The organism is Mucilaginibacter sp. (assembly GCF_039207105.1).
In the GTDB taxonomy this organism is placed as follows: domain Bacteria; phylum Bacteroidota; class Bacteroidia; order Sphingobacteriales; family Sphingobacteriaceae; genus Mucilaginibacter.
The window spans coordinates 15245-35720 of the sequence record NZ_JBCECK010000020.1 but is presented as its reverse complement, the minus strand read 5'-3'; the positions used below and the strand labels follow the sequence as shown (position 1 = coordinate 35720).

Here is a 20476-nt window from a genome sequence, read left to right as displayed (position 1 = left end):
AAACCCTGATTAATCTTGATATATTAAACCAATAATCACGATATATGAATTCAATTAACAGGCGTAAGTTTGTATCATCCTTAGGTCTTCTGAGCGTGGCGGGTGTTTGCCCGGCAAAACCGTTTACATTAAGCAGTTTTCCGCTAAATGATGATAAAAGCATACTTAAAGCCGGACCCTACCTGCAATCGCCGGGCACAGATCAAATTACCATACGCTGGCTTACCCATGTACCCTGCTACAGCTGGGTAGAGTATGGTGACAGTAAAGAGCAACTGGATAAAAAGGCCCAGCGTGTTGATTATGGCCTGATACAGGCATACAATACCGTGAACGCGATTACTATTAGCGACCTGCATCCCGGAAAAACCTATTTTTACCGTATCTGCTCCAAAAAGATAGACGATTTTAAGCCTTATAATATCACCTATGGCGATACCTATATGAGTGATGTTTATACTTTTGAAACCGTAAATCATGAAGCCCAAAAGGTATCGTTCCTGATATTTAATGATATACATGACCATCCGGAATCATTTCCGCTATTGATGCAGTATCAGGGTGATGATAAAAAAGACTTTGTTTTTTTGAATGGCGATATGTTTGATTTTCAAACGGATGAAGATCAGTTGGTCAATCATTTGTTACAGCCCTTTGCCGGATTGTTTGCAACGGTGCCTTTCTTTTTTTCAAGAGGAAACCACGAAACACGGGGTAAGTTTGCGAGACACCTGCCGGAGTATTTTAACAGCGAAGAGCCTAAGTTTTACTTCACATTCCAGTATGGCCCCATGTACGCGATAGTACTTGATTCGGGTGAGGATAAAACAGATGACAGCAAGGAGTACTACGGCATTGTTGATTTTGATAATTATAGAGAGCAACAAGCGGTATGGTTAAAAAAAGAAGTCCAAAAAAAGGAGTTTAAGAAAGCTAAATATAAGATAGTGTTTAGCCACATCCCGCTGTACCATGCAGGCGAGTGGCACGGTACGCAGCATTGCCGTAAGGTTTGGGGCGATATTTTGAATGATGCCCATATCGACCTTCTCATATCAGGCCATACGCATGTATACGGCATACACCCTCCGGTAAAAGGCGAGCATAACTACCCGGTTGTTATTGGCGGCGGCCCAAATGATACTAAACGTACTATTATGCGGGTAACCGCAGATCATGAGGCGTTTAAACTGGATATGATTGATGACAGGGGAAAATTAGTAGGATCAATTAAAGTTTAATGCGTGTATAAATCACTAAAAAGCCTCTCATGATATCATAAGAGGCTTTTGATATTTAAAGAATCTTTAAAACTGAAAATAAATAAATGACCGGCTTGATTCCTGACTTAAAATGATCAGAATCAGCATAACCGACCATATCACGGCAACGCTCCAGGTGGGGATTCTGCCGGCAACTTTGAGTACCGTAGTGTCGCGCATCATCCAGTGAAAAATCAGCATTAGGGTTATCACCACACCAACTTTAATAATGGCAATGGTGGTTAACAAAGGCGGATTGCCTCCCTGCCCTCCAAACATATCGCCTAATAATTGCCAGGCTCCGGCAAAAGTGGCCGACCGGAAAAACACCCAGGTAATACAAACCAGTAAAAAGGTAAGCAGCGCTTTTAAAAAGCCATTATGGTGTTTGGCTCCGGATAGTCCAGGAACTATAGAGGCCGTAGATATTACCGGCTCTTGTGAGCCGCCCATTAATGATGATGGGGACGATTTATGATAGTTGAGCGCCCGCTCAGCCCATAGATATAAACCATGCAAACCACCCCAGGCAACAAAGGTCCAGTTGGCGCCATGCCACAGGCCCCCTATCAGCATGGTGATCATGATATTGATATAGGTTTTAAAATTACCTTCCCGGTTACCGCCCAAAGGGATGTAAAGGTAATCGCGTAGCCAGGATGATAGTGTGATATGCCACCTGCGCCAAAAATCAGAAAAGCCAATAGCCGCGTAAGGGTATAAAAAGTTTTGCGGCAACACAAAGCCGAGGGTTAAGGCCACCCCAATGGCGGCGGTAGAATACCCGGCAAAGTCAAAAAATATCTGGCCAGAAAATGCCAGGACACCCGCCCAGGCATCCAACGCGCCAAGTTTGCCCGGAAAGCCAAATACGGCGTCGGCGGTTGCGGATAACAGCGAATCGGCCAGTACTACTTTCATGAACAGGCCAAGCGTTAGCAATAACAGCCCATTTGTAAATTGCTGCCTGCTGGCCTTACGCGGAGTTTCAAACTGCGGCACCAATTGCGGCGGCCTTACAATTGGCCCGGCAACCAGGTGTGGGAAAAAGGTAACAAATAATGAAAAATCAAGTAATGATTTAACGGGTTCGCTTTTCCGTTTATACATATCAACCGTATAGCAAAGCGTAGTAAAGGTATAAAAGGATATGCCAGCTGGTAAAATGATATTGGGGTGCGCCGGGTGATAATCAAAGCCGAGGGCGTTGCAGATGATCACAAAGTTATCTAACAAAAAAGTTCCGTATTTGAAAAAGCACAGCATGCCCAGGTTGCCAATAAGGCTGATCACCAGGAGCAGATGCCGCTTATGCTTATTGGGCTGAACATATAAAGCTTTGCCCACAAAAAAGTCAACAATGGTTGATAACCAAAGCAGCAGAATAAAAGGAGGGTTCCAGGCGGCGTAAAATATATAGCTTGCCAATAGCAAATTGATCTTTTTAACCCTCCACGGAAATGGCAGGTTATGCAGTATCAGCATAATGATGAAAAATGCTATAAATGTGTAGGAATTAAAAACCATGATTCAAGGGGTTTTACATGTTAATTAATATTACCTGACAGATGAGATTATAGTAGCCATCTGGTTCTCCTTCTTCAAAATTTGAATAATGCCTTTGGTATATAATACAGCATCATGCGGGCTCAGATGAGAAAACTCGGGGCACATTAAGTTATTTAATGAAGCATGCTCGCTAAAGTGGATACCCTTACATTGAGTTACAGCCAGCAACTTGTCCCAATACTTCTCTTTCGGATAACCCATTTTTTCGCCCATTAAAAATGGTCCGGTTGATGGTGTGCGCAAAAACAGCACAGTGCCTCCCCGGGCCCGGATGAGGTCAACATCGTGCTTAACAGAAAATAAAATGCTATCCAGGGCCTTACCGCTAACAGGAGGCGGTCCTTTGAGCCTTCCCAGGCCTCCCCAAATGGCTCTTACCTTATTTATGCGGACGGTATCGGCCAAAAAGGGATCCGTCATTTTGTTTTGCCGGCTATAAAGCGTTTGGTGAAAGCCAATAGGAAAATCAAGTCCGGCGTATACGCCATCCCGGTTTGGCACATACAAATGATCGAGCAAACCATTTAGGGAATAGAAATCTTTATCGAGCATGACCAGCCTTGGTTCAAGCAGCTTATCAAGCTCAAAACTTACTTTTTGGGCCGGGGTGCGTTTATGATAAAAGTTTATGGCTTCATTGGGGGTTAAGTTTACCTGGGGAGCCGGGTTAAAAAACAGGATCTCGGTTACATCAACTATGAGGTTCCCTTTAAAATTGGGGTCGCTGGCCAGGTCGCTGAGCATGGTACGCGGCGATGAACCAACCATAGCCAGTTGTATGGCATTGGTGCCAGCCATATTTTGCCAGGTATCCACATCCAGATCATATTTAATTCGCGAGGAACCGATGAAAACGGTGGTTTTATCGGCCGGTTCATAAACCCTGGCGCGTTTGTCTGCCCACAGTTCCGGGCTGTCATCATAATCAGGTTTTAACCCTTTGCCGCGCAGGAATAGTTCCCAGCAAATGGTGGCGCCGGTTACCAGCACCAATGTAAGCACAATGAGGGTTAGTGGCCGGGGTGTTCTCATATTGGTTTATTAAAATGGAACGGTCAATTGGCAGAAATTAATCAGATATTCTAATATAAGTAATTAATTATCAGAAAAACAATATGTTATGATGTTTGTGGTGTGTTTTATAAAATTTTGTACACTTATTTAACATGGTTAAGCAAATAGGTTAATCATCAATTTTGGGACACAAGCCAGTTGTTTGAATTTTGTAAATAATAGTTTGATGTTTGTAAGCTCCGGAATCGGTTTTCTGCTGATCTTTATTTGAGTATATCAACAACAACAAATCTGATTAATATGAACATTACAGGAAACACCATATTAATAACCGGCGGAACCTCGGGTATCGGGCTTGCCTTTGCCGAAGAGTTTATAAAAGAAGGGAATAAAGTAATTATTACCGGCCGCCGGGCTGATAGGCTGGATGCTATCCAAAAACGCCTGCCTGAAATCATCATTAAACAATCTGATATTGCAGATGCCACACAAAGGACAGAACTGGCAGCCTGGATTACTGAAAACCACCCGGATACTAACGTACTTATTAACAACGCGGGCGTTCAGTATATAACAGACTTTAACAAAACCGTTGATTTTGGCAAGGTGCATAATGAAATTGAGACCAATTTAATTGCACCGGTTCATTTGGCGTCGCTGTTTATACCTCATTTAAAGGGTAAACAAAATGCCACCATCATCAACATAACTTCAGGTCTTGCGTTTGTGCCCATCGCGTTAATGGCTATCTATTGTGCCAGCAAGGCCGCTATGCATTCTTTAACCATGTCGCTCCGGTACCAGCTTAGGGATACGGGCATTAATGTATTTGAAATAGCGCCGCCATCTGTTGATACAGAGCTGGGACACGACAGGCGCCAAGATAAAACCCAGACTCACGGAGGTATCCCAGTCGCCGAATTTATTGAAGACGCAATAGCTGCCATTAAAAATGATGAGTACGAAGCCGCGGTTAGCCATGCTGCAGGCCTGCGTGCTAAAGGAGAAGAACTATTTGAGCAAATGAATAGCCGGTTTAGCCACTAATATTCAATTTAACAAACAAAAAAGCTTCCCGAATTTTTTCGGGAAGCTTTTTTGTTTGTATACGATATCCGTCAGACATAAAACATTTATTCCTCTTTAAAAAAATCGCAGCATATAGGTCATATTGATAGGAAATTGATCATAAAAATGGTGTATTTTATTCGTTTTGATTTTATTTATAATAAATCTAATTAAAAATAATGTTTATTCTTTGAGCTTTTTTGTGTTTCTTCGCCTCATTATTTAGAATCATTCAAAATAGCATGAAGAAAATCCTTACTTTTTTATCACTCTTTTTAATAAGCTTTATAAGTTTTGCGCAGCAAAACGGAAGCATTAGTGGCCAGGTGAGTGCCCGCGACGGAAGCCCGGCTGCCTATGTGGCGGTTGGTGTTAAAGGCCAGCAAGCCGGTACATTAACCAATGAAAAAGGTGCTTTCCACATTAAACAAATAAAACCGGGAACTTATACGCTAATAGTAAGCGCGGTTAATCTTACTCCCGAAGAAAAACAAGTTTTAGTTAAACCTGGTGAAAATACGGTAGTAAATTTTACACTGAATATCAATACCTCGCAGCTACAGGAGGTGGTGATCAACGGAAGGCAGAATAAAGTGAAGGTTGACAATCCATCACCTTCTTTGCGTTTGCAGGAACCTCTGCTGGAAGCGCCACAAAACATACAGGTTGTAACCTCACAATCACTGGCTGAGCAGCAGGTGATCAGTATGAGCGATGGTGTGATCCGTAATGTGAGCGGTGCGGTAAGGTTAGAGCATTGGGCCGATATGTACGCCAATATCACCATGCGTGGCTCGCAGATACAGGCATTTCGTAACGGGTTTAATGTAGTTAACTCCTATTGGGGGCCGCTTACTGAGGATGCCAGCTTTGTTGACCATATTGAGTTTGTAAAAGGCCCGGCCGGCTTTATGCTGGCCAATGGCGACCCAAGCGGTTTGTATAATGTGGTTACTAAAAAGCCTACCGGCCAGGAAAAAGGCGAGTTTACCCTAACCGGCGGCAGCTATGGCTTATACCGCGCCACGCTTGACCTGGATGGTAAACTCAGTAAAAATGGCAAGCTGCTTTATCGTTTAAATTTGGCCGGTCAAAACAAAGGCTCTTTTCGCGCCAATGAATATAATGATCGCTTCAGCATAGCTCCGGTAATATCATACCAGGTTGATGATCAAACCAAGCTAACAGTGGAATACACATTGCAACATGCGAAGATGTCTGACGTAGGCTCTTATTATGTTTTTGGCACGGGCGGTTACGCAACCCTGCCTGCAAACTTTACCATGACCCCTCCGGGGTTGGCACCAACTGTCATTAATGATCATAGCTTGTTTCTGAACTTGCAGCACCAGTTAAACAGCCATTGGAAACTAACGGCTCAGGCAGCCTATTTTAACTATGGCCAGCAGGGCTCAGATATGTGGCCAAGCGCCGTTAACCCCGATGGTACTATATTGAGGGCGATAAGCATCTGGGATGCTAAAAGTACAATGGCTTTGGGACAGGCATTTTTAAATGGCGATGTAACTACCGGCAGTGTTCACCACCGCATTTTAGGTGGTATTGATATAGGCAACAAAAAATATGATGCTGACTGGAGCCAGGGCCACGAACTGGATACAGCAGGCGCGTTGTTTAATACCAAACTTCCGGTTTACGGTCCGCCGGTAAACGGCTATCCGGTTTGGGATCGCAGCCAAAATATTGAAGCCCGCTCGGCTTTGGGCGGCGGTCACATCGAGCAGCAGTATACCGGTATTTATGTGCAGGACGAGTTAGGTTTCCTGAACAATAAAGTTCGCCTTACATTGGCAGGCCGTTATACTTATGTACAGCAATCTGAATGGGGTGGTTCACCATATAATGCCAAAAAAGTTACACCCCGTATTGGTTTAAGCGTATCTGTTGATGATCAAACCTCGGTTTATGGCTTACGTGATGAGGCTTTTATACCACAGGCGGGCCGTGTTGCCGTAGGTACGGTAAAACCTATCACGGGTAACAATACAGAGTTCGGTATTAAGCGCGATTGGATGGATGGGCGGTGGAACACTACCCTATCGGTTTACCGCATCATGAAAAACAATGAGCTTACCGCCGACCCGAACGCCTCGCCAAACTCTGGCCTTAGCGTAATTCTGGGACAAAAACGTTCACAGGGTGTTGAGTTTGATATTCGCGGTGAAATTGTTAACGGACTTAACTTAACGGCCAACTATGCCTTAACCGATTCAAAGGTTACCAAGGTTACACCAGGAGTGCCGGATATTAATGTAGGCGATGTGGTGCCGGGTTTTGCCAAGCATGTTGTTAATACCTGGTTAAGCTACCGCCTGCAACAAGGCCCGCTTAAAGGTGTTGGCGCTAATGCTGGTTTTACCGCCTATCTTAAACGCGCTACAGATACCTGGAGCGATTCGGACGTAAGATTGCCTAATTACTTTAAGGTTGATGCCGGTTTGTTTTGGGAAGGCAGCAAAATGCGTATTGCAGCCAATTGCTTTAACGTGCTGAATAAATACCTGTATAGCGGTTCTTATTATTCATACCTCAACGCTTTTTACTGGCAGGCCGAGGCTCCAAGAAACTATCGTTTGTCTATCGCTTACAAGTGGTAAAAGATCTTTTATTTGGTTTAATTTCTGCGAAGTCTCCGGGTGAAAGCCCGGGGGCTTTTTTGTTAATGGGCATCGTTTTTAAATAAATATTGGTGTTGCTGCAACGAATGTGTTAAAAAGGCTGTCTATTCAATAAATCAATTTTAAAGCTATATGAAAACTTACCTATTACTATTTGTACTGGCCTGCACAACTGTTACAAGCATGGCGCAGGATAATGATAACAGAACGCCTTATATGACCAAATCACTGGCAAACGATGCTATTAACAGTGTGATTGTAAACACATCGGCAGGAGGCATTACCGTAAGCGGCCGGAGCGGCGAGGCTGCCAGGGTTGAAGTATATATCAAGGGAAATAATAACCGGGAACTCTCAAAAGAAGAGATCAAAAAACGTTTAGATGAAGATTATGATCTAAACATTAACGTTGCTAACCATGAGTTGCGTGCCGAAGCAAAAAACAAGCGTAACAATAATAACTGGAGACAATCAATCAGTATTTCCTTTAAAATATATGTTCCGCAGCAAACATCAACCAAGTTGCAAACCAGCGGTGGTGGCATCCGTTTGGATAATTTAAAAGGTAACCAAAACTTTACCACCAGCGGCGGCGGTTTACAGGTTGACAGGCTTAGCGGTACTATTCACGGTGTAACATCAGGTGGTGGCATACAGGTTTCAAACTCCGAAGAGGATATTAACCTGGAAACCAGCGGCGGCGGTATCATCGCCAAAAACTGCTCTGGTAAGATCAGGCTGGAAACATCGGGTGGTGGCTTGCAGCTCGACGACTTAAAGGGCTCCATCAATGCAAATACCAGCGGTGGCGGTATTCGGGGCAATAATATTACCGGCGAACTGGTAACCAGTACCAGTGGCGGAGGCATTGATCTGAATCAGATGGCTTGCAGCCTAAGTGCTGAAACCAGTGCGGGTGGTTTACATGTACAAATGAAACAGGTTGGTAAATATTTAAAATTAGAGGCCAGTTCCGGGAATATCGATTTGCAGTTACCTTTAAAACAGGGGCTTGATCTGGATATAAGTGGCGATAGGATAAATCAAAACCCCAGAACAGTAAGCAATTTTAGCGGTCAATGGGAAAAAGACCGTATCAAAGGAACGGTTAATGGCGGAGGTATCCCGGTAAAGGCCGAAGCCTCAAGCGGAAACGTAAATGTTAGCTTTAATTAAGCAAATTAATCATATCAAAAACGCCCTGGTTCTACAAAAGAGTCGGGGCGTTTTTGATTAGGGTTTATTGGCTTGCTTTTGTTGTATATGGGCCAAATATGCTTTTTACAGGTATAGATGGTACGCTATCATCAAGGATAATAACATAGTATTGCTTACCGCCGGGTAGTACTCGTACCACAATATGCCCCTGCAGGCTTCTGTATGATTGTTTGATCATGTCGCCTATCACCAATTCGTTGGCTTCCATCATGTTTGTGGCAAATAGGTCGCGTTTGGCTGTGTACAGGTAGGGTGAGGTTATTCTGATGAGTGTTTCATGGCCGGGATGGTCGGCTGTCCAAACCTGCTCAAGCCATACGCTTGGTTGTAAGGTTTTGATTAGGTTTTCGTTCACCGCGTCGCGGTTGCCGTGATGGTCCATTGTGGCCACATCTACCGGGCCCACAGTTTTAGCTATAGGTGTTTCCACATCGCGCCAATCGGGATCGCCCAAAAAAACATTGCCCGGGCTATCACCACCGTTGTAATAGGCAAAAGGGCCGTAGTGGATTACCAATACATTACTCAGCGCGTTTTCATCAGGCCAGGTTTTGCGGTTAAGTGAATCAATAGGCGGGAAATGTTGTACTACCGAACTGTCTTTGCCCGTCCAGATCCACCCATTTGACTTTACATTTTGCACATAAAAGTTAGGGTAGCTATTAGCATGGTGCTGTAACCTGATCTGCGAGGCAGAGCCAGCTTTAAAAAACAGTGCCTGCATCCCTTTTTTTGACTCGTCACCAATAAAAGTTTGGTAGTTGGTCCAGGTTTTTTTATAGTTCATTTCTGCAGGCAGGCGTTTTAATGCCGCTGTAAGATTTACCGGGTAATTATAATCGCGCTGTAACAGGTAATGTATAGGTAGCAGGCTTCCAACGCCGGTTATGCCGGTTAATGCATATTGCTTATCGGCAGATAGCGGAGCATCGGGGTAATAACTGCCAAAGTGGTCATCATGAAAGTGGGTGATCAGCGCGTAATCAATTTTGGTTTTTTCTTTCTGCGGAGCTACCTGTTTAATATAATTCACTATCCACTCGTAAGGATGTTTGCTATCATTGGGCCGCATTGGGGTATTGCGCTTAGATGTGGTACGGGCATTGGTTGGATCAAGCTCGCCGGCATCCAGTACCATAGTGGTACCATCCGGAAAAATAAAGAAGGAGGCATTTCCGCGGCCGGTATTAATGTGGTGCAGATCCATATAGCCATCTTTCCATTCAGGTAGTGGTTTACCTACGGTTGCTACCTGGGCCCAGCTAGTAAAATGCGCGAGTAACAGGCAGCATAAGATCAGTTTTTTCATGTGATGAGTTAGAGATATTTAAGGTGTGTGCTTTTAAGTGCCCTAAATTAAAAATATGGATTGGCTAAAAGCCGGCTAAACAGAATTTTCAGCTAATGTTAACAGACGCTTGATATTTTGTTAACGAGCATCCGGTAGGCATCATCCGGAAAAAACATTTTTTAAGTAACAATATTATTGCTGGAATACTTAAGCTAAGAAAAGTGTGTTTTTAAATATTATAATATTTATTTAGTTAAACCACGTGATATTATTTTAGTCAAACCGATAATAAACAACAATTATTTAACCTTTTAACACTACTTTATGTACAAAAAACTTATGCTGATAGTATTATCAGTTGTTACTATTCAGGCGGCTGAGGCCCAAACAGAAAAAGGCAGTCAAAATTTAGGAGCCACATTTGGCGTATCGGTCACCAACTCAAATACGCGTTATGATAACATTAGCAATAACTCAAACGGCAAGCTTACAACTTATTCAATCGCGCCAAGCTATAGTTATTTTATCGCCGATAAATTGGATATTGGAGCGTCAATAGGTTATTCATACAGTAATCAAAAATATGACCCAGTTGTTAACGGCCAAATACAGCAAAGAAATGAAAGCTATGCTGCTGATATTTTTCTAAGAAAGTATTTTTTATTTGATAATAAGATCGGGATACGTACAGGCCCTTATTTAGACTTCCAAAAAATGAAACAGAAATATACTTACACCAGTAGTCTGAATAATAATGGCACTGATTCTTACGGCGGTGGTTTAAAGATGGACTTTGTTTTTTATCCGGCAAAAAATATAGGCTTGGCCGCTACAATGGCCAATCTGGGTTATCGACACGATAAATATAATGGAGATACATTGGGTGATGCTAATTCATTCCAGTTGAATTTTGTGAATTCAATATTATTTTCTGTCTACTATGTGTTTGGTAAATAATACCAGATGCATTTTTAATAAAGCGCTTAAATCTTGCCAAGGTTTAAGCGCTTTATTTTTTATAGATTAATCATGTTCAGCGCCTTGATTTTTTTGCAACATCATATTTTTCCTATCTTTCGTTTTTTTTAACAATGAAACGATTACTCTTATTGGCGCTGTTTAGTTTTTTTACAGCCGCGCTTACCTTTGGGCAACAGCCTCAATTTATTGAAAACAGCCTTGATGCGTATATTAAACAAGGCCTGAAAGACTGGAACTTGCCCGGCTTAGCCATTGCTATTGTAAAAGACGGTAAAACCGTTGTAATGAAGGGTTATGGCGTAGCCGACATTAAAACACAAACACCCGTTGATGAAAACACCTTGTTTATGATAGCCAGCAACAGTAAACTTTTTACCGGCACGGCACTTGCTCAGTTGGATGTTGACAAAAAGCTATCACTTGACGATAAAATAACCAAGTACTTTCCTGATTATAAGGTGTACGATGCTACTACTACCTCATTACTTACTATTAAAGATCTGTTGGGCCACCATTTAGGAACTAAAACATTTCAGGGCGATTTTACCTTCTGGAACACTACCCTATCGCGCCGTGAGATCATGGATAAAATGAAACTCCTGAAACCCTCAATGGAGTTTAGACAGGATTTTGGTTACTGCAACAGCTGTTTTTTAACAGCAGGGCAAGTAATTGAGCAGGTTACCGGCAAGCCCTGGGAAACCTACGTTCAGGACAGCATACTTACGCCGCTTGGCATGAGTAATACCTATCCGCTTACTGTAGGTATAGCTGAGCGTAAAGGAGTTTCAAAACCATATACCAATGCCTTTACCGGTACCATGACCGAGCTGCCTTATGATCAGGTAGATAATCTTGCTCCTGCCGGCAGTATTGTGAGCAATGTAAAAGATGTTGCCAAATGGCTAACCATGCAGCTGGATAGCGGCAAATTTGAAGGAAAACAGATCATATCATGGCAAGCGGTTCAAAAAACCCGTGATCAGAATACTATTTTAAGCAGTAGGGCATCTACAGCCTATCCTACCCATTTCAGAGGATACGGACTGGGTGTTTTTGAGGCCGATTATAACGGTAAACAGATATTTTGGCATACCGGCGGCGCCAATGGTTTTGTTACCAACACCTGCTTTGTGCCCGAAGAAAACCTGGCCATTACTATTTTAACTAATAATGATAATCAGAGCTTTTTTGAGGCCCTGCGTTATCAAATACTGGATGCTTATCTAGGTGTTAAGTTTGTTGACCGCAGCCAGGCCATGCTAAGGGGCTTTAACAGAGAGCAGGCAGAAACCGTAAAGAAAACCAATAACATGAAGGCTCGTGTAAAAGGAAAACAACCGGAATTACTGCTTACTGCCTATGCCGGACAATATCAGAACAACCTGTATGGAAACATTGAAATTTCGGTGAATAAAAAAGACCTGCTTATTAAATTCGATCAGCATAAATTCCTTACCGCTACATTGCAGTATATGGATAGTAATGAGTGGATGTTAACTTACAATAACGGGGCATATGGTATTTTTCCGCTGAAGTTTAAAATTCAAAATAATAAAGTAGTATCAACAGAAACTAAAGTGAACGATGGGCTGGAGTATGATCCGTATCTTTTTGTGAAACAGAATTAGTTCTAAGTATTATTATTAAAATAAATAAAAAGCCAGCCTCATACAAGGACTGGCTTTTTGGTTATAATGAGGGGGCTTATAGTATATTTTGTACTTGTTTTAAATTGCTCATAGGAGAACACGCCATGATCAGGATCTGCTCCATAAACTCAAGCACCTGGTTAACCTGCTGGTGACCGAGCGACAGGAGCGTCATGTGTATAACGCCATCAATGGTAGCGATACTAACGCTTTCACTGTCTTTGTAGCCGGTTATGGTTAATGGCCCCCAAAAAGCTTCCAGTTGCAGCTTGCCGAAATCAGTGCTAAAAGGCAACACCCCTATATTGGTTAGCATATATTCATTGGCCAGAGCAGTGTCTGTAAACTGTTCAATACCTTCTGCGTTAATTCCGCTTTGGATTAGCCCTGATATAGATTTGGCAAATCCAAGAATTTCATCTTCCAAATTGATGCCGATCAGTTTTTGTTTAGCGTAACGGGCAATATCCCAGAATGAGCTGCCTGTTTCAATATTAAAAGGAATTACGCGGCCGGCTGTACACAAGTTTAGGGTTTCAGCGGTACCCAATGTTTCACGGGCTGATGATGGTGTAAATATGCGTATTGGCTGTGGTTTCCAGGCATTACCAGCCAGTATCAAAGCTGCGCTAAAAGCGCCGTGAACAGTAGTGCCTTCTTCTTTAGCACGTTGGATTATATGACGTGAAAGCTCTGGCGGTAATTTTAAAAGCTGGATCTGCATCTTTGTATTAAGAACCTCAGGCGCCTGGTTGTGCAATGCAATGTCTCCATCACCTGCCGGGAATTGGCTAAGTGTATCTTTAGGCAAGTCGGTAAAATCATCAATAGATGGAGGCATAGCATAAGGGCTGCCGTATATACCATTTGTTGCATTCAATAAATCGCGCATAACATAAGATAACGACCGGCCATCGGCTATTGCATGGTGTGCCCATAGGGCAATTACAGTTTTGTTCTTATATTCATACAGCACCACTCTTGTAAGAGGAGCCGATGCAGCATGAAAGCGATTAACAGCTTCTTGTTCCACATCTGTTATCCATGCTGTTGCTGACGTAGTTGTTACTATCCTTAATGGTATTTTTATTGTTGACTGGGTTACAAATTCAGGCGCCTTATTTTCATTAAGCTGAATACTTACCGAAAGCAAGGGGTGCTGTTGTTGTACAGCTGTCAGGGCATTTTCCCAGGTTTCAACAGGAAGGGTACCCGAAACTTCTGCAACTACGGCAAAATGTACAGGTCTTTTTTGATTCAATAACCAAAAAACTCTTTCAAATCCACCCAGGGGACGACGGATCTGTGTACTCATAGTATTATTTTGTAAAAGCAATGTATGTTGATGTGGGTGCAAATTATAAACGGAAGCACCTGCTTTATATCTCTAAAAAGTTGATTCAACATGATGCTATATTTGTATATGAGGTAAATTACTTACCGGAGCGCATTCCATGCTCAGGATCTGTTCTACAAATTCAAGTACCGGTTTAACCTGGATATTACCTGCAGAAGTGAGCGCTATGCGTATTGAACCATTGATAGTTGCAACCCCCAGTGATTGACAGCCCTCATATCCTGTTAAAATGAAGGGGCCCCAAACAGCATCTAATTGTAGTGGGCCATAGTCAGTGTTAAAAGGTAATACACCAATATTGCTCATCATATATTCACTTGTCGGTACTGTATCTATTGCATGATTTTTTACGAGGTTAAACATAATGTTTATAATCCTTGAAGCTTCTTCTACAGAATTTGCACCCGTTAAAGTCTCTTTAACAAAACGTGCGGTTTCCCAAAAAGATCTGGAAGCATTCTTATCTAAAGATATTGTACGGGCAGCTATTGATACACAGGAAGTGTCGCTCATACCTAATGCCTGGCGTACTGAAGAAGGTGAATATATCCTGATCGGGTTGGGTTTCCAGCTTCTGCTGGCCAGCTCAAGGGCCGCGCATAAAGCACCATGAACTGTAGCACGTTCCTGTTTTGAACGGTTGATGACCTGCGCGGAAAGCTCTTTTGATAATTCCATCAGGTGTATTTGCGGTTTGGCCCTGGCTGCCGGTGGTTGGTGTTTGAAATCGGCAACAATTTCATCTGGTATGGAAATCTCATTTAACGCGTTTTCAGGCAGGTCTGTATATAAGTCCATTGCCGGGGGCATGTCATAAGGTTGGGCGTATTTACCGTTCAGGGCATTCAGCAGATCGCGTAATGCGTATGTTAATGAACGGCCGTCGCTTATAGAATGATGAGCGGTTAAGGCAATAACTGTTTGATTTTCATATTCATATAAAGCAGCTCTTACAAGAGGTGCCGAGGTGCTGTCAAACCTTTGCACCATATCCTGCTCCAGTTCTGATACCCATGCGGTTTCACCGGTAGTTTTTACAACTTTTAACGGAATCGGGCAGCCCACTTGGGTTATAAATTCAGGTACTTTATTTTCGTTAAGTTGGATAGCTACAGAAAATAATGGGTGCTGTTGCTGTACAGCAGCCAATGCCCTGTGCCAGTTTTCAACGGGCTGGGTTCCAGTAACTGATGCTGCCATCGTAAAATGCAAAGGTCTGTACTGATCAAGCATCCAGAAAAATCTTTCACGGGCACCTAACGGACGACGGGTTTGTGTATTCATAATACTGTTTTGTGAGTGAAACGTATTTAATAATGTGGTGCAATATTATGAACACCCGCGCTTGGCTCATATCCCCAAAACAGGTGATAATTATACCCGGGTTTAGCACATAGATAGATATAATATAAAGTAGCAGAGATTGTTGTAGCCTTAAAAGATCAACCCCACCCCACCCTACAAATTGAATCCTTGCCGCACGGCTGCATTCAATTGGCCATTGCTCAGGTAAAGCCCATCGGTGCCATTGCCGCTTTACTATCTGTAATAACCAGCTCCGGAGTATTAGCAGAAAAGTTTAAGCTTTTAACAATGAAAATGGTTGAAGTTATTTTTTAAAACGGCATTTTCCATCGAGGGTAATAAGTACTGTTAAGATCAGGAAAACTTCCGCTCCGGTCAAATACATGCAGCGATTGTCTGCTGATACCATAACCTGCAAAAGAATAAAGCACGACAATAACGCCACATGGGCATTAAAAATCTCAGGAAAATTTAAACATGCGTTCAAGCAGGTAAGAACTTTCGTACCCATAGGGGCTACAGGCACGAAAGAGGGTTAAGTTTTTGGTTAGCGTCAGGCCGGATACAATAATAATATTTTTCTTTTTATATTCCTATTAAAAGTAATTCATACAGTTATTTAATCAGTTGTAATTAAGTGTAATATGCCGCGTTTTTAGCTGTTTTAGGTATAATAAGCTAAAAAAAGCCCTTCCGCATTTACTAACAATGTATATTAGTATGCTGTTATTTTAATAACAGCAGGTTTAAATTGATTTAATGCCATGAATAAAAGAGTGATCGCGTTTTTAACGCTTACTGTTTTTCTGATCCACCATAACCTGCTTGCACAAAATTTAAGGGTGGCCGCGGCCGCCAACCTGCAAACGGTAATAGAGGTTTTGCAAAAAGATTTTAAACAAAAAACGGGTATAGTAATTGAACCGGTTGTTGGCTCATCGGGCAAATTAGTAGCACAGATCAGCAACGGAGCTCCCTTTGATCTATTTTTGTCGGCAGATATGGGGTTTCCCGAAACCTTGTTTAAAAACGGATTTGCTGTAAAAAAGCCGGAGGTATATGCCGCCGGCAGCCTCATTATTTGCAGCTCGCAAAACATAGGCTTTAATAACTGGGAACGCCTGTTGATGACCGCCAGGGTTAAAAAAGTAGCCATCGCCAACCCTGCCATAGCGCCTTATGGCAAGGCTGCTATCGAATTATTGCAAGGCAAAGGCATTTTGGATGATATGCAATCAAAAATTGTTTATGGCGAAAGTATATCGCAGGTAAACACTTACATTACCACAGGCGTGGTTGATATAGGCTTTACCACCCAGGCCCTGATAAAGGAAACAGGCGGCAAAACAAAAATTTATTACCAGGTTATATCGCCCAGTCTGTATGAGCCTATTTTGCAAGGCATGGTACTGCTAAAGCACGCTGCCGGTAACCCAAATGCCGAAAAGTTTTACCAGTATATTTTAGGTCCATCGGCCAGGAAGATATTTGCGGAATATGGCTATCGCCTACCCTAAAAACAGTTAATTTTAATCATGGACTTAACCCCAATTTGGCTTACCTTAAAATTAGCAGGCATCACCACCCTGTTGCTGCTAATTATCGGGCTGCCGTTTGCCTGGTGGCTTTCCCGGGGGCGATCGTTTTTTAAGATCATGATTGAAACCATTATTACCATGCCCCTGGTATTGCCACCATCGGTGCTGGGTTTTTATTTGCTGCTGGCCTTTAGTCCGCAGCATGGTGTGGGTAAATGGCTGCAGGAGGTATTTAATGTGCAGTTTGTATTCTCGTTTCAGGGTTTAGTGCTGGCCTCGGTACTTTATAGTGTGCCGTTTATGGTTGGCCCGGTAAAATCCGCTTTACAGCAATTGCCGCCGGCGCTGGCAGAGGCTTCCTACACTTTAGGCAAAACGGAATGGCAAACTTTCAGGTATGTATTGTTGCCCAATATCAAACCTTCATTGTTAACCGCAACCGTGCTTACTTTTGCCCATACCCTGGGCGAGTTTGGCGTGGTGCTCATGATTGGCGGCAACATACCGGGAATAACCCGTGTGGCATCCATCGCCGTTTACGACTCCGTTGAGCGGCAGGATTATGCTATGGCCAATAACTACTCGCTCATTTTGTTTGCCATCACATTTGTGTTGGTGATAACTGTTTTTGTGTTTAATAAATATCAGGCCAAAAGCCCCCTGGAATGATCAGTATAGCCATTGAAAAAAAACTAAAGGCCTACCAGGGCCAGCAAGTGTTGCGGATTGAAAGGCAGTTTGCCGGGGGAAGCATAACCAAAATATATGGCCCTTCTGGCTCCGGGAAAACTACTTTTTTAAAGATCATAGCCGGACTGATAACACCTGAACGCGGAACTATTGTAGCCGATGGCGTTACCTGGTTTAATGCAGAAGCCGGTATAAACATGCCCGTGCAAAAAAGAAATACCGGTTTTGTTTTTCAGCAGTATGCCCTGTTTCCGAATATGACGGTTAAGCAGCAACTGGAATATGCCACCACCGATGAACTATGGATAAAACGCCTGCTGCTTTTAGGCAAGCTTGATACACTACATGATCATAAGCCCGAACACCTCTCGGGTGGGCAGCAGCAACGACTGGCTATACTGCGGGCGCTGGCTACAAAGCCTAAGGTACTTTTAATGGATGAGCCATTCTCGGCACTTGATATTAAAATGAAAACGGAGTTAATAGCAGAATTAACCATTGTTTTAAAAGAGTTGGGTACTACAACCCTTATTGTAAGCCACAACCCATTGGAGCTGGAGGGACTTACCGATGAGGAAATGACCTTTGAGCAATAGCATAAAAAAGGGAGCACAAAGTCTCCCCTTTTTCAAAAACAAAAACAAACTTACATTTTATTTGAAGTGTCTTTCGACATCTTCTTTTTATCCATTTTACCTTTAGACATTTTGTCCATCTTTTTCTTCTCCATTTTATCCATTTTGTCCATTTTGCCTTTTGACATTTTACCGGTATCGCTTACAGCAACAGTGGTAGCTTTCAATGGAGTTAATGATTTGGCCTGTACGTTGGCAGTTAAACAAATGGCTACTAAACCTGCGGCTAAAACGCCTGAAATAATTGTTTTCATACTTTGATTTTTAGTTTTTACGTTTGGTTCTTGCGAATATTTAACCATTAGTCGGGCCGGTTTGCCAAACCTTACAAAGTATTTAAGTTTTTACTTGTTTAGCTCGTTCTCGATCTTTTCCTGCAGCTCTTTTTTGAAATCGTCGTCAAGTTTAGCACCTGAGGTCTGCTGCATGGAATCATGAAACAGCTGCAGTACCATTGTACTGATCACGTGGCTTTGTTTATTATATAATTTACACATGGAGCAACCAGCCAAATGTATCCTTAGCTCTACGCTTTCGCGGAAACTTAGCCGGGTAAGCTGCTTTTTCTCGATCAGTAAAGTAGCCTGCCTGCAATTGTATATAACCTTTTTAAGATGATTCATAGCTAATTTTTTTTAGATCCAGTTTTTTTGAAGACAGGCCCTCAAACTCAGTTTGGCCCGGTGAATAATAACCCAAAAGTTTGCCTGCGTAACCCTGAGCTCTGTACAGATCAATTCGGTAGTGGCATCGTCCATATGTTTCATCGTAAACACCGACATCCATAAGGCGGGGAGTTTTTGCATGCACATTTGCAGTATATTGTTAAACTCCTTGCCCCTGAGCGGGTCATGGTCTTCAATACCAAATGGCAATGGCTTATTGCTATCATTCCAATGGCCGTTGTCTTCATCAAAAAAGTCCTTTTGTTCATCTTCAGCCTGTCGCTCGGTTGGGTTATTCAACCCCGATGATTTTTTACGATAAACATCAACGATCTTATTTTTTAATATGGCGGTAAGCCAGGTGCGTTCAGAGCTTTTACCTTCAAACTTATCTGCCCGCTGCAGAGCTGCTAAAAATGTTTCCTGCACCAGATCTTTGGCTTGCTCCTCATTATTTATGCGCGATAGCGTGTAGGCATACAGATAATCGGCATGAGTATTAACCCATTGTTGAGGGTTTAACAATTGATTTTCAGTTATCATTGATAAAGATGTTTCGTAACGTTTTATCTGTTAGTCGGTATTGTGCGCAAATCCTTACAAAAAAAGGGAAGTTTTTAGCTTTATTTTACAGGGCTTGGTTTATTGATTAAATTTACATATACCGGGTTGATTATAAATAATTTATGTAAATCAGATGTCACCCGCTTCCTAATGAAAATAAAATATGTTGTAAGGTTATTCAAAGCAACCCGACTAAGCAGGAAATACGTATATCTGATAATTAAAATATGAGACCCATTAAAATATTTGAACTTACCACGGGTATTGCCATAGCGGCAGTATTTTTTGCAGCAATAATTAATTTCAAAACTGTTGAAGGGGTACAAAAGGGAAATATAACTGATAATAAAGGTTTTGCTGTTGTTGAACTTTTTACATCAGAAGGTTGCTCAAGTTGCCCTCCAGCCGATGAGTTAGTAGCCAGGATACAAAAGGAAGACAAGGATAAACAGGTTTATATACTGGCTTACCATGTTGATTACTGGAACCGACTGGGCTGGAAGGATGTTTTTAGCAGCGCCGATTATTCTAAAAGGCAAAATGAATATGCTAAATGGTTAAACCTGCAGTCTGTTTATACGCCGCAAATTGTCGTTAATGGCAAAAAAGAATTTGTTGGTTCTGAGGAAGGTACCTTGCGCAATGCTATTACCGCGGGTCTGCGTGTACAACGAGCCGGTGTACTGACACTCAGCGTGCGAACAGATCAGGGACACGCCACTATACAGTATCATGCAAACGGAACTGGAAAAAATGCCAGCCTGTTGTTGGCCCTGATTCAGCAATCAGCTCAAACACAAGTGAAAAGTGGTGAAAACGGTGGCCATACCCTATCGCATGTTCAAATTGTGCGTAAGGTGCAAACCCTGCCATTGGACTCGAGTGGAAGTGGCAAAATAGCTATTACCCTGCCTGATGGCTTTAATACACAAGGCTGGCAGGTAATTGGATTTATACAGAACAATGCTAATGGTGGAATTTTGGCTGCTGCAAAATCTGATTTTACTATAAACAAGTAATTTGGCTTG

Annotated in this window: 17 protein-coding genes and 1 pseudogene; 10 read left to right on the top strand and 8 right to left on the bottom strand. The window is 42.4% G+C overall.

The window, feature by feature from the left end; genetic code table 11:
* Positions 1 to 44 precede the first annotated feature (44 nt).
* Positions 45 to 1241, top strand: a complete 1197-nt coding sequence (locus AAGC65_RS06495; RefSeq protein WP_343111611.1) for an FN3 domain-containing metallophosphoesterase family protein — start codon at positions 45 to 47, stop codon at positions 1239 to 1241.
* A 66-nt stretch (positions 1242 to 1307) separates the two neighbouring features.
* On the opposite strand, the gene AAGC65_RS06490 is transcribed toward AAGC65_RS06495, so the two are convergent.
* Positions 1308 to 2789, bottom strand: a complete 1482-nt coding sequence (locus tag AAGC65_RS06490) for an MBOAT family O-acyltransferase (RefSeq protein ID WP_343111610.1) — start codon at positions 2787 to 2789, stop codon at positions 1308 to 1310.
* Between the two features lie 30 nt (positions 2790 to 2819).
* Entirely contained in the window at positions 2820 to 3863 is a 1044-nt protein-coding gene (locus AAGC65_RS06485; protein ID WP_343111609.1) for a hypothetical protein, read from the bottom strand.
* Between the two features lie 282 nt (positions 3864 to 4145).
* On the opposite strand from AAGC65_RS06485, the gene AAGC65_RS06480 reads away from it, so the two are divergent.
* The 3 genes from AAGC65_RS06480 (at position 4146) to AAGC65_RS06470 (ending at position 8728) form a co-directional block, all read left to right on the top strand.
* A complete protein-coding gene (locus AAGC65_RS06480; RefSeq protein WP_343111608.1) occupies positions 4146 to 4892 on the top strand; it encodes an SDR family NAD(P)-dependent oxidoreductase in 747 nt (248 codons plus the stop codon).
* A 263-nt stretch (positions 4893 to 5155) separates the two neighbouring features.
* The gene (locus AAGC65_RS06475) at positions 5156 to 7531 is read left to right on the top strand and encodes a TonB-dependent receptor (RefSeq protein ID WP_343111607.1); all 2376 of its coding nucleotides are present in this window, start codon (positions 5156 to 5158) and stop codon (positions 7529 to 7531) included.
* 153 nt (positions 7532 to 7684) lie between these two features.
* Positions 7685 to 8728, top strand: coding sequence for a DUF4097 family beta strand repeat-containing protein (locus AAGC65_RS06470; protein ID WP_343111606.1), 1044 nt, complete (start codon positions 7685 to 7687; stop codon positions 8726 to 8728).
* Between the two features lie 64 nt (positions 8729 to 8792).
* Here AAGC65_RS06470 and AAGC65_RS06465 read toward each other — a convergent pair whose 3' ends face one another.
* Positions 8793 to 10079, bottom strand: coding sequence for a hypothetical protein (locus AAGC65_RS06465; RefSeq protein ID WP_343111605.1), 1287 nt, complete (start codon positions 10077 to 10079; stop codon positions 8793 to 8795).
* Positions 10080 to 10385: 306 nt separating this feature from the next.
* Between AAGC65_RS06465 and AAGC65_RS06460 the strand changes: the two genes are divergently transcribed.
* Positions 10386 to 11018 carry an autotransporter outer membrane beta-barrel domain-containing protein gene (locus AAGC65_RS06460; protein ID WP_343111604.1) on the top strand — a complete coding sequence of 211 codons (633 nt, stop codon included), beginning with the start codon at positions 10386 to 10388 and terminating at the stop codon, positions 11016 to 11018.
* 134 nt (positions 11019 to 11152) lie between these two features.
* Positions 11153 to 12673, top strand: a complete 1521-nt coding sequence (locus AAGC65_RS06455; RefSeq protein WP_343111603.1) for a serine hydrolase — start codon at positions 11153 to 11155, stop codon at positions 12671 to 12673.
* Positions 12674 to 12749: 76 nt separating this feature from the next.
* Here the strand turns inward: AAGC65_RS06455 and AAGC65_RS06450 are convergent, their stop codons facing one another.
* Positions 12750 to 14009, bottom strand: coding sequence for a condensation domain-containing protein (locus AAGC65_RS06450; protein ID WP_343111602.1), 1260 nt, complete (start codon positions 14007 to 14009; stop codon positions 12750 to 12752).
* A 96-nt stretch (positions 14010 to 14105) separates the two neighbouring features.
* Positions 14106 to 15335 carry a condensation domain-containing protein gene (locus AAGC65_RS06445; protein ID WP_343111601.1) on the bottom strand — a complete coding sequence of 410 codons (1230 nt, stop codon included), beginning with the start codon at positions 15333 to 15335 and terminating at the stop codon, positions 14106 to 14108.
* 785 nt (positions 15336 to 16120) lie between these two features.
* Between AAGC65_RS06445 and modA the strand changes: the two genes are divergently transcribed.
* From modA to AAGC65_RS06430, 3 genes and pseudogenes are all read left to right on the top strand, one after another.
* Positions 16121 to 16873 carry a molybdate ABC transporter substrate-binding protein gene (modA, locus tag AAGC65_RS06440; RefSeq protein ID WP_343111600.1) on the top strand — a complete coding sequence of 251 codons (753 nt, stop codon included), beginning with the start codon at positions 16121 to 16123 and terminating at the stop codon, positions 16871 to 16873.
* 18 nt (positions 16874 to 16891) lie between these two features.
* The gene (gene modB / locus AAGC65_RS06435; RefSeq protein ID WP_343111599.1) at positions 16892 to 17563 is read left to right on the top strand and encodes a molybdate ABC transporter permease subunit; all 672 of its coding nucleotides are present in this window, start codon (positions 16892 to 16894) and stop codon (positions 17561 to 17563) included.
* Positions 17560 to 18049, top strand: a pseudogene (locus AAGC65_RS06430) (ATP-binding cassette domain-containing protein); the annotation flags it as partial. The gene modB and the pseudogene AAGC65_RS06430, both read left to right, overlap by 4 nt.
* Before the next feature lie 181 nt (positions 18050 to 18230).
* Here AAGC65_RS06430 and AAGC65_RS06425 read toward each other — a convergent pair.
* The 3 genes from AAGC65_RS06425 to AAGC65_RS06415 form a co-directional block, all read right to left on the bottom strand.
* Positions 18231 to 18473 (bottom strand): hypothetical protein, encoded by a 243-nt coding sequence (locus AAGC65_RS06425; RefSeq protein ID WP_343111597.1) that lies wholly within the window; start codon positions 18471 to 18473, stop codon positions 18231 to 18233.
* Positions 18474 to 18563: 90 nt separating this feature from the next.
* The gene (locus tag AAGC65_RS06420; protein WP_343111596.1) at positions 18564 to 18842 is read right to left on the bottom strand and encodes a hypothetical protein; all 279 of its coding nucleotides are present in this window, start codon (positions 18840 to 18842) and stop codon (positions 18564 to 18566) included.
* A 12-nt stretch (positions 18843 to 18854) separates the two neighbouring features.
* Positions 18855 to 19427, bottom strand: coding sequence for a sigma-70 family RNA polymerase sigma factor (locus tag AAGC65_RS06415; RefSeq protein WP_343111595.1), 573 nt, complete (start codon positions 19425 to 19427; stop codon positions 18855 to 18857).
* A 248-nt stretch (positions 19428 to 19675) separates the two neighbouring features.
* Between AAGC65_RS06415 and AAGC65_RS06410 the strand changes: the two genes are divergently transcribed.
* Positions 19676 to 20467, top strand: coding sequence for a DUF1223 domain-containing protein (locus AAGC65_RS06410; protein WP_343111594.1), 792 nt, complete (start codon positions 19676 to 19678; stop codon positions 20465 to 20467).
* Positions 20468 to 20476: the final 9 nt, after the last annotated feature.

Excerpts from the sequence above, each read along its gene's own strand:
- AAGC65_RS06490 (WP_343111610.1), bottom strand. The coding sequence starts at position 2,789 with ATGGTTTTTAATTCCTACACATTTATAGCATTTTTCATCATTATGCTG.
- AAGC65_RS06495 (WP_343111611.1), top strand. The coding sequence starts at position 45 with ATGAATTCAATTAACAGGCGTAAGTTTGTATCATCCTTAGGTCTTCTG.
- AAGC65_RS06465 (WP_343111605.1), bottom strand. The coding sequence starts at position 10,079 with ATGAAAAAACTGATCTTATGCTGCCTGTTACTCGCGCATTTTACTAGC.
- AAGC65_RS06450 (WP_343111602.1), bottom strand. The coding sequence starts at position 14,009 with ATGAGTACACAGATCCGTCGTCCCCTGGGTGGATTTGAAAGAGTTTTT.
- AAGC65_RS06410 (WP_343111594.1), top strand. The coding sequence starts at position 19,676 with ATGAGACCCATTAAAATATTTGAACTTACCACGGGTATTGCCATAGCG.
- AAGC65_RS06455 (WP_343111603.1), top strand. The coding sequence starts at position 11,153 with ATGAAACGATTACTCTTATTGGCGCTGTTTAGTTTTTTTACAGCCGCG.
- AAGC65_RS06445 (WP_343111601.1), bottom strand. The coding sequence starts at position 15,335 with ATGAATACACAAACCCGTCGTCCGTTAGGTGCCCGTGAAAGATTTTTC.
- AAGC65_RS06470 (WP_343111606.1), top strand. The coding sequence starts at position 7,685 with ATGAAAACTTACCTATTACTATTTGTACTGGCCTGCACAACTGTTACA.
- modA (WP_343111600.1), top strand. The coding sequence starts at position 16,121 with ATGAATAAAAGAGTGATCGCGTTTTTAACGCTTACTGTTTTTCTGATC.
- modB (WP_343111599.1), top strand. The coding sequence starts at position 16,892 with ATGGACTTAACCCCAATTTGGCTTACCTTAAAATTAGCAGGCATCACC.
- AAGC65_RS06460 (WP_343111604.1), top strand. The coding sequence starts at position 10,386 with ATGTACAAAAAACTTATGCTGATAGTATTATCAGTTGTTACTATTCAG.
- AAGC65_RS06415 (WP_343111595.1), bottom strand. The coding sequence starts at position 19,427 with ATGATAACTGAAAATCAATTGTTAAACCCTCAACAATGGGTTAATACT.
- AAGC65_RS06425 (WP_343111597.1), bottom strand. The coding sequence starts at position 18,473 with ATGAAAACAATTATTTCAGGCGTTTTAGCCGCAGGTTTAGTAGCCATT.
- AAGC65_RS06485 (WP_343111609.1), bottom strand. The coding sequence starts at position 3,863 with ATGAGAACACCCCGGCCACTAACCCTCATTGTGCTTACATTGGTGCTG.
- AAGC65_RS06475 (WP_343111607.1), top strand. The coding sequence starts at position 5,156 with ATGAAGAAAATCCTTACTTTTTTATCACTCTTTTTAATAAGCTTTATA.
- AAGC65_RS06480 (WP_343111608.1), top strand. The coding sequence starts at position 4,146 with ATGAACATTACAGGAAACACCATATTAATAACCGGCGGAACCTCGGGT.
- AAGC65_RS06420 (WP_343111596.1), bottom strand. The coding sequence starts at position 18,842 with ATGAATCATCTTAAAAAGGTTATATACAATTGCAGGCAGGCTACTTTA.